The 8748-nt window shown below is 70.8% G+C and carries 7 protein-coding genes; all 7 read right to left on the minus strand.

The annotated features are described in order from the left end of the window. Positions 1-3: 3 nt before the first annotated feature. The 7 genes from mraY to mraZ all read right to left on the minus strand — a co-directional run bounded on the left by mraY (position 4) and on the right by mraZ (position 8308). Positions 4-1107 carry a phospho-N-acetylmuramoyl-pentapeptide-transferase gene (mraY, locus tag LEL83_RS08730; protein ID WP_225558514.1) on the minus strand — a complete coding sequence of 368 codons (1104 nt, stop codon included), beginning with the start codon at positions 1105-1107 and terminating at the stop codon, positions 4-6. After that, positions 1104-2612, minus strand: coding sequence for a UDP-N-acetylmuramoyl-tripeptide--D-alanyl-D-alanine ligase (locus tag LEL83_RS08735; protein ID WP_225558515.1), 1509 nt, complete (start codon positions 2610-2612; stop codon positions 1104-1106). Before LEL83_RS08735 ends, mraY begins: the two co-directional genes overlap by 4 nt. Then, positions 2609-4252 (minus strand): Mur ligase family protein, encoded by a 1644-nt coding sequence (locus tag LEL83_RS08740; RefSeq protein WP_225558516.1) that lies wholly within the window; start codon positions 4250-4252, stop codon positions 2609-2611. The genes LEL83_RS08735 and LEL83_RS08740 overlap by 4 nt, the downstream gene beginning before the upstream one ends. Positions 4253-4266: 14 nt before the next feature. Then, positions 4267-6036: a peptidoglycan D,D-transpeptidase FtsI family protein gene (locus tag LEL83_RS08745; RefSeq protein ID WP_225558517.1), complete on the minus strand. Its 1770-nt coding sequence runs from the start codon at positions 6034-6036 to the stop codon at positions 4267-4269. A 50-nt stretch (positions 6037-6086) separates the two neighbouring features. Continuing rightward, on the minus strand, positions 6087-6809 hold the full coding sequence (gene ftsL, locus LEL83_RS08750; protein WP_225558518.1) for a cell division protein FtsL: 723 nt from the start codon (positions 6807-6809) through the stop codon (positions 6087-6089). Position 6810: 1 nt separating this feature from the next. Continuing rightward, positions 6811-7770: a 16S rRNA (cytosine(1402)-N(4))-methyltransferase RsmH gene (rsmH, locus tag LEL83_RS08755; RefSeq protein ID WP_198658281.1), complete on the minus strand. Its 960-nt coding sequence runs from the start codon at positions 7768-7770 to the stop codon at positions 6811-6813. A gap of 106 nt (positions 7771-7876) precedes the next feature. Then, positions 7877-8308 (minus strand): division/cell wall cluster transcriptional repressor MraZ, encoded by a 432-nt coding sequence (mraZ, locus tag LEL83_RS08760; RefSeq protein ID WP_198658280.1) that lies wholly within the window; start codon positions 8306-8308, stop codon positions 7877-7879. Positions 8309-8748 lie beyond the last annotated feature (440 nt).

Below are 8748 nucleotides of genomic sequence, written 5' to 3' on the forward strand. Positions count from 1 at the left end.
GGGTCAACCAACGCGTGCGATCCATTCGAGGTAGAAGAGGCCGACCCCCGCCGCGACGAAGAGCCCGGCGATGATCCAGAAGCGGACGACGACCGTCACCTCTGCCCACCCCTTCAGTTCGAAGTGGTGGTGCAGCGGGCTCATGAGGAAGATCCGCTTGCCGTGGGTGATCTTGAAGTACGCCCGCTGCAGGATGACCGAGCCGGTGACGATGAAGAACAGGCCACCGATCAGGATGAGCAGGAGCTCCGTGCGGCTGAGGATCGCGAGACCGGCCAGTGCACCGCCGAGCCCGAGCGACCCGGTGTCGCCGAGGAAGATCTGCGCCGGCGAGGTGTTGTACCAGAGGAAGCCGATCAGGCCACCGCAGACCGCAGCCGCGACCACGGCCAGGTCGAGCGGGTTCGACACGGTGTAGCAGGCGTCTGCGGTCTTCGCGTCGAGCCGTGCGCCGCCGCAGATCTGGTTCGACTGCCAGAACCCGATGATCACGTACGACCCGATCGCCAGGATGCTCGACCCGGTGGCCAGGCCGTCGAGGCCGTCCGCCACGTTGACGCCGTTCGAGGTCGAGACCGTCAGCAGGACGATCCACGCCAGGAACAGCACGGTGCCGATCACGGTGCCGAGCGCCATGAAGTCGAGCCACGGGACGTCGCGGATCGCCGAGATCATGGTCGACGCCGGAGGCTTGCCGTTCGACGTCGGCACCACGAGGGCGATCGTGGCGAAGATGACGCCGACGATGACCTGACCGAGGACCTTGGCCCAGCCGCCGAGCCCGAGGCTCCGCTGGCGCCGGACCTTGAGGAAGTCGTCGATGAAGCCGACGAACCCGAGCCCGACCATCAGGAACAGCACGAGCAGGCCCGACAGCGTGATCGAGTCACGGCCGACCAGGTGCCCGACGAAGTACCCGATGACCGCACCGATGATCAGGACGATGCCACCCATCGTGGCGGTCCCGCGCTTGGTGTGGTGGGACTGCGGACCGTCGTCACGGATGAACTGTCCCCAGCCGAGGCGGTGGAACAGCTTGATGAAGAACGGGGTGAGCAGCAGCGTGAACACCAGCGACACAGCGCCGGCGACGAGGAGCGCGATCATTCGGTGACACCTCCGAGGCGGTCGCCGAGGAATCGCAGTTCGGCGGACTTCGAGGACTTGACGAGGACGACGTCGCCGGGGCGGAGCATCTCCTGCACGGCGGGGACGGCGTCGTCGACGTCCTCGATGAACACGGACTCGCCGTCCCACGATCCCTCGAGGGTGGCGGCCTGGTGGATCGCCATCGCGCCGCGGCCGACGACCACGAGCTGTCCGATGCCGAGCCGGACGACGAGCCGACCGATGCGGTCGTGCTCCTCCGTCGAGAACTCGCCGAGCTCGGCCATCTCACCGAGCACGGCGACGGTCCGCTCCCCCGGACGCACGATCTGCGCCAGGGTCCGCAGCGCGGCCGCGGTGGAGTCGGGCGACGCGTTGTACGCGTCGTTGATGACGGTGACGCCCTCGGGGCCACTCTGGAGCAGCTCCATGCGCCAGCGCTCGGCACGCGTCATCGACGCGAGCGCCGCGGCGCCGTCCGCGAGCGGGACGCCCCACAGGTGGGCGACCGTGAGCGCGGCGGACGCGTTCATGGCGTGGTGCTCACCCAGGATCGCGAGGCGCACGTCCACCTGCTCCGGGCCTCCTGACAGGGTCGCGTCCGTCGGACGGTCGCCTCCGGGGCGGACGGGAGGCGCGGCGAGCGTGAAGCGGGTGCCGCTGCGGTCCGTCTCGATGCCGGAGATGCGGTAGTCGGCCTCGGCCGACGTGCCGAACCCGACCACGTGCGCGGCCGTCAGGTCGCGCATCGACGCGACACGGTCGTCGTCGACGTTGAGCAGGGCCGTCGCGGTCGCGGGCAGGTCGGTGACCATCTCGGACTTCGCGCGCTGCGTCGCCTCGATGCCACCGAACTCGCCGGCGTGCGCGAGGCCCACCTTGAGCACGACGCCGACGTCCGGCTCGGCGATCGAGACGAGCTTCGCGATGTGGCCGACGCCGCTCGCACCCATCTCGACCACCAGGAAGCGGGTGTCGTCCGTGATGCGGAGCATCGAGATCGGCGCGCCGACGTGGTTGTTGAACGAGCCCTGCGGCGCGATCGTGGCGCCCTGCTGCTCGAGGATCGTGCGGAGCATGTTCTTCGTGCTCGTCTTGCCGTTCGAGCCCGTGATGCCGACGACCCGCAGCGGCGCCGGGTTGCCGGCGTCGTCGACGCGGTCGGCGGTGCTCGCCCGCACCCGTGCGACGACGTCGTGGGCCAGCGCGGCGAGGGCCGCGTAGCCGTCGGCCACGACGATCTGCGGCGCGGTGGTGTCCACACGCTCCGGCGTGATGACGAGCGCAGCCCCGGCCTCGGTCGCGGCTGGCACGAAGTGGCGGCCGTCGGTGACCTCGCCGGGCAGCGCGAAGAACACGCTGCCGGGGCGGACCAGGCGGGAGTCGGTCTCGACCGAGCCGTCGACGACGAGGTCGCCGGGCTCGGCGACGTCGGTCGCCTGGGCGCCGCCGATCAGCTCGCCGCCGACCGCGCGGGCGATCTCGGCGAGGGTCATGGCGATCATCGGACGTCCTCCGCCGGGCCGGCGTTCGGCTCCCAGCCGGCCTCGCGCAGGGCCGCGCGGGCCTCGTCACGGGCGGAGTACGGCGTGCGGACGCCCTGGATGTCGCGGTAGTCCTGGTGCCCGGGGCCGGCCCAGAGGATCGAGTCCCCCTCGCCGAGCATGCCGACGGCCGCGCGGATCGCGGCCTCGGGCGGGCTCACCTCGTGGACCTCGTGGTCGGGGTAGGCCTCGCGGGCGGCGTCGACCAGGGTCTTCCGGATCGACGCGGCGTCCTCGAAGCGCGGGTGGTGGTCGGTGACGACGAGGATGTCGCTCCCCGCGGCGGCGACGCGGGCCATGTCGCCGCGCTTGGTCGTGTCGCGGTCGCCGTCGGCGCCGAACAGCATGAGGACCTTGCCGGGCGTGAACTGGCGGACGGCCGCGAGCGTGTTCTCGAACGCGTCGGCGCTGTGGCCGAAGTCGACGTAGACGCTCGGGCCGTGCTCACCGGACACCCGCTCGGTGCGGCCGGGCAGGTAGCACTCGATGGCGGACACGCGGCGGGACTCCCCGTCGCGCTCGGTGTCGTCCTCGTCCGGGTAGCGGCGGTGACCCGACTCGAGCGCGTGCGCGATCGCGCCGAGCTCGAAGCCGCCCTCGACGAGCATGACGATCGCCAGCGCGGCGTTCGCTGCCATGTGCCAGCCGATCAGGGGCACACGGGTCGTGAGCTCCCGACCCTCGGGGCCGGTCAGGCGGAACTCGGTGTAGGCGGCGTGCGCCTCGACGATGTCCACGTGCCACTCGGCCTCGACCTCGGGGTGCACCGTGATGGTGGTCACCGGGATGCGGCTGTCCTGCACCACGCGGTGGCCCCAGTCGGTGTCCAGTGAGACGACGCCGCGGCGGGCGTGCTCGGGCTGGAACAGCGGGAGCTTCGCCTGGTAGTACTCCTCCATGTCGGCGTAGTCGTCGAGGTGGTCGTGCGACAGGTTCGTGAAGGCCGCCACGTCGAAGACGATGCCGTCGACACGGTGACGGCTGAGGGCCTGGGCGCTCACCTCGACGGCGACCGCGCGCACCTCGCTCTCGCGCATCCGGGCGAGGAGCGCGTGCATCTCGGACGCCTCGGGCGTGGTGAGACGGCTCGTGACGCTGAGCGAGCCGATGTGGCGCTCGGCGGTCGAGCTCAGGCCGGTGACCAGGCCGAGCTGCTTGAGGATGCCCTCGAGGATGTACGAGGTGCTCGTCTTGCCGTTCGTGCCGGTGACGGCGAACAGCTGGGGCAGGTCGGTGGCCTCGTCGGGGTGGGTGCGGTACACCCAGGCCGCGACGTCACCGAGTGCGGCGCGGGGGTCGTCGACCACGAGCACCGGCAGGCCGGCCGCCCTGGCGGACTCCGCGCCTGCGTCGTCGGTCAGCACCGCGACGGCACCGCGCTCGGCGGCCTCGGCGGAGAACTCCGCGCCGTGCCGGTTCGCGCCGTGCACGCCGACGAACACGTCGCCCGGCTGCACCTCGGCGGCGCTCAGCGTGACACCGGTCGTCTCGGCGCCGTCGACGGAACCGACGACGCGCAGACCGAACGCGTTCGCGAGTTCGGCGACGGCCCTCGGGGTCGGGTGTTCGGGTCGGAGGACCGGGGGGATCCGTGCGGACAAGTGTTCCTTCTTCCTCACCACGTGGACGGGTAGAGCTTCGCCTCGGACGCGGAGGGGGCTACTCGGTACTTCTCGAGCACCTGGGACATGAGTGTGCGGAACGCCGGAGCCGCTCCGCTGGACCACTTGTTGGTCTGCGGCTTCGTGAACGTCACCGTGACAACATACTGGGGGTCCTCGGCGGGTGCCATTCCGGCCACCGACGTGATGCGCTGCCCGCCGTACCCGGCGGCCCCTTCGGCCACCTCGGCGGTACCCGTCTTCGCGGCGATGTTGTAGCCGGAGATGGGCTTCATCCCCACCAGGGTGCCGCCCGTGACGACGCTCTGCAGCATGCCCGTGACCTGGGTCGCGGCCTGGGCGGAGACGACGCGCTGCTTCTGCACGTCGGGCGCGTCGATCGTCTTGCCGTCGGCGGTCGTGCAGCCCTTGACGAAGTGCAGCGGGATCCGGACACCGTCGTTGGCGATCGTCTGGAACACGCTCGCGACCTGCACGGCGGTCGTCGAGATGCCCTGGCCGAACATCGAGTTGATGTTCGTCTGCTGGTCCCAGTCGGGGCTGGTGCCGTAGTCCATGGCAGGCTGCCCCGGGTAGTCGATCGCCGACTCCGGTTCGAACAGCCCGAACTTCTTCATGTAGTCGAAGCGCTGCTGCGTCGACAGCCGGGCTCCGAGCTCGGTGATGCCAACGTTCGACGAGTTCTGCAGGATGCCGGTGAGCGTCAGGTTCTCGGTCTCGTGGAACTCGGAGTCCTGGATCTTCCCGCCCCAGGGGAACGTGCGCGAGTACGGCACGACGGCCTGGTCGGTGGGGCTCGACTTGCCCTGGTCGATCAGCGCGGCGGCGATGGCGGCCTTGATGGTCGAGCCGGGCTCGTACGACGCCGTGAGCGCACGCGATCCGAAGGCACCCTTGTCGGTGGTGGCGTCGACGTCGTTCGGGTCCACCGTCGGGTAGTCGGCGACCGCGAGCAGTTCGCCGGTCTTCACGCTCGTCACGGTGGCCGTCGCCGACTCGGCCTGCAGCTCCTTGGCGGCGGACGCGATCGTCTGCCCGGCCATGTACTGCAGGTCGCTGTCGATCGTGGTGCGGAGCGTGCCGCCGTCCTTGGCCTGCTTCTTGGTCACGCTGCTGCCGGGCAGCTGCACGCCGTCCTCACCGCGCTCGTACGTCTGCGAGCCGTTCCTGCCCGCCAGGCACTGGTTGTAGGAGTACTCCAGCCCCGCCTGGGCGCCGTCCGTGCCCATGAACCCGGTCAGGTTGCCGGTGGTCGCCCCGGTCGGGTAGACCCGCGAGGCCTGCTGCTCCTTGTAGACCCACGGGATGCCGAGGTCGGTCACGGCCTCGTACCGCTTCACGTCGAGCCCCTTGACCAGGTACGCGAAGTCCGACCGCGGGTTCGCCGCGATGTTCTTGCGCATGGTGTCGACGTCGCCGCCCGATGCCTCGGCCAGGGCGGAGAGCGCGGCGTCGACGCTCACCTGCTTCACGCGGGTGCCGCCGAGCTTGCCCGCGAACTTCTTCACCAGGCGCGGTGCGGTGGTGATGTTGTAGCGGGTGACGCTGTCGGCGAGTGCGGTGCCGTTGCGGTCGACGATCGAGCCGCGGGTGCCGTAGATCGTGACGGGGATGCTGCGCTTCTGGCTCGACTGCTCGTTCAGCGCCGAGGCCTGAACGACCTGGATGTCGACGAGCCGGACCACGAAGGCACCGACGAGTGCGATCACGGCGATCATCACAATGCTGTAGCGCAGCCGGCGGTTGCGGATCGTCTTCGTCACGCGGTGCGGTCCTTCCCGGGGTGGTGCTGAGGGTGTGGCGGCCCCGCGGGTCACCGGGTCGAGGGCGCCTGGAGCGGGTTCGCGTCGGACTCTACGGACGACTTCGCGGAAGCCTCGTCCGACGCGCTGGCGCCGCTCGTCTTCCCAGACGCGGCGGCGTCGTCGGTGGCGGTGCTGCTCCCCGTCGCACCGGTCGCGGCGGTGCTGCCGGCAGCGCCCGTGCTCGCGTCGGCGCTGGTGCCCGTGCCGGTGCCCGCGTCGGCGCTGGCGCCCGCGCCGCCCCGCTGGGTGGCGAGGGGGACGCCGTCGAGCAGCGAGTTCGGCACCTGGTTGTCGGTGGACGCCGTCGCCTCGTCCGGCTTGGCCGGGGTCGGCGTGCCGTAGACGCGGCCGGTCTCCGGGTCCAGGTACACCGGGGTGGAGTTGGCGATCATGCCGAGGGCCTGCGCGTTGCGGGCGAGGTTCTGCGGCGAGTCGAGCACGCGGAGGTCCTCGGAGAGCGACTGCTGCGTGCGGGACAGGCCCGTCTGCTCCGCCGACAGGGCGTCGATCGTGTAGGCACCCTGGCTCAGCGCCATGCTGATGCCGAGCTGGGCCAGCAGCAGGATGCCGAGGGCCGCGACGGCGACCACGGCGTACCCGATGCGGGGCCGGGCACGGCGCTGGGCCGCCGAGGGTGCGACCTCGACGAGCTCCGGGCGCTGCTGACGATCGGGGCGCGGGGCCCGCGACGGGACGACGGCGGGGTCGACGAGTGCGAGGTTCGTGCTCATGTCAGTTCCGGATCCGCTCGGCCGCGCGCAGGCGCACGGGGGTTGCTCGGGGGTTGGCGGCGCGTTCGGCCTCGTCGGCCAGCTCGGCGCCCTTGACGATCAGGGAGAAGGTGGGAGCGTGTTCGGGCAGCTCCACCGGCAGTCCGGCGGGGGCGCTCGACGTCGTGCGCTGCACCAGTGCCCGCTTGACGATGCGGTCCTCGAGCGACTGGTACGACTCGACGACGATCCGACCGCCGACGGCGATGGCGTCGAGGGCGGCGGGGATCGCCCGCTCGAGCACACTGAGTTCGGCGTTGACCTCGATGCGGAGCGCCTGGAACACGCGCTTCGCCGGGTGTCCCTGCCGCTGGATCGCGACCGGGGTGGCGTCGTGCAGCACCTGGACCAGGTCACCGGACATCTCGAACGGCGCGGTGGCCCGGCGCTCGACGATGGCCCGTGCGTAGCGGCCGGCGAGCTTCTCCTCGCCGTAGCGCTGGAAGATGCGTCGGAGTTCGCCCTCGTCGTAGGTGGCCAGGACGTCGGCGGCGGTCTGCCCCTCGGTCCGGTCCATCCGCATGTCGAGCGGGGCGTCCTGGCTGTAGGCGAAGCCGCGCTCGGCCCGGTCGAGCTGCAGTGAGCTCACCCCGAGGTCGAACAGCACGCCGTCCACGCGCGAGAACCCCTCGCCCTCGATCGCCTCGGCGATGCCGTCGTACACGGTGTGGACGAGTCGGACCCGGTCGCCGAACCGGGCGAGCCGGTCCCCGGCGATCCCGAGGGCATCGGTGTCGCGGTCGAGCCCGATGAGCGTGAGCTCCGGGAACCGCTCGAGCAGCCCCTCGGAGTGCCCGCCCATGCCGAGCGTCGCGTCGACGACGACCTTGCCCGGGCCCTCGAGCGTCGGCGTGAAGAGGTCGACGATGCGCTCGAGCATCACCGGTGTGTGCGGGAACTTCGGAGTCTCGTCCTCGGCCATGTGCAGCCCCTCGTCTCCTGGGCCGTGGGTCCGGATCCCCATCCATGCGACCTGACACCGGGGAAGTGATGTCAGGGCTTCACGGCTGGGAGTCCCGATCCGCGGATCAGAAGATCCCCGGGATCACCTCCTCGTCGTTGTCGGCGAATGCCTCTTCGGCTTCGGCGTAGTAGGCCTCCCACGCGGAGGTCGACCAGATCTCGGCACGGTCACCGCTGCCGATGACCGTCAGGTCCCGCTCGAGCCCCGCGTACTCACGGAGGTTCTGCGGGATCGTCACGCGGTTCTGCTTGTCGGGCTGTTCGGCGCTGGCCCCCGAGAGGAACAGGCGCATGTAGTCACGCGTGCGCTTCGACGTCATCGGAGCGGTCCGGATGCGTTCGTGGAGCTCCTCGAACGTTCGGGCGCTGAAGACGACGACGCAGCGTTCCTGCCCGCGGGTCATCACGAGTCCCCCGGACAGTTCGTCCCGGAACTTGGCGGGGAGGATCACACGACCCTTCTCGTCGAGCTTCGGGGCATGGGTACCGAGCAGCACGTCGGGCCTCCCCTCCGCTCCACCGGACCGTTGCAAGCCCCACTTTACTCCACTCCCCTCCCCCTGCCCAGGTGTTCACTCCCTTTTCGCACTCGGAGACCCGTGCTGGGGGCGTTCCTGAGGAATGCGCGCCCGTCCAGACAGCGGCGGAGCCCCGGATTGACGGGGATCTGCGGCACAGGAAGACCCGTGGAGGAAAGTGGAGGACTTTCGCAGCCGCCGGCACCCCGAGGGCGCGCCGAGGTACGCCCGCTGCCACGGGCGCCCTCGCCTGGTGCCGCCAAAATCGCACGACCTGTCGCCCTCCCCGTCCCGGACCGGTCCTTCGTGCGACCTCGGCGCTCACCGGGCGGCCTGGCCCGGTTGACGCCCGCTTCCCTCCACCCCGGCCGGGAGACGCGACCGCCTCGTCTGGTGCGGGCGGCCTCTGCGCGACCGGT

This window comes from Curtobacterium oceanosedimentum, assembly GCF_020297365.1.
Lineage (GTDB): Bacteria > Actinomycetota > Actinomycetes > Actinomycetales > Microbacteriaceae > Curtobacterium.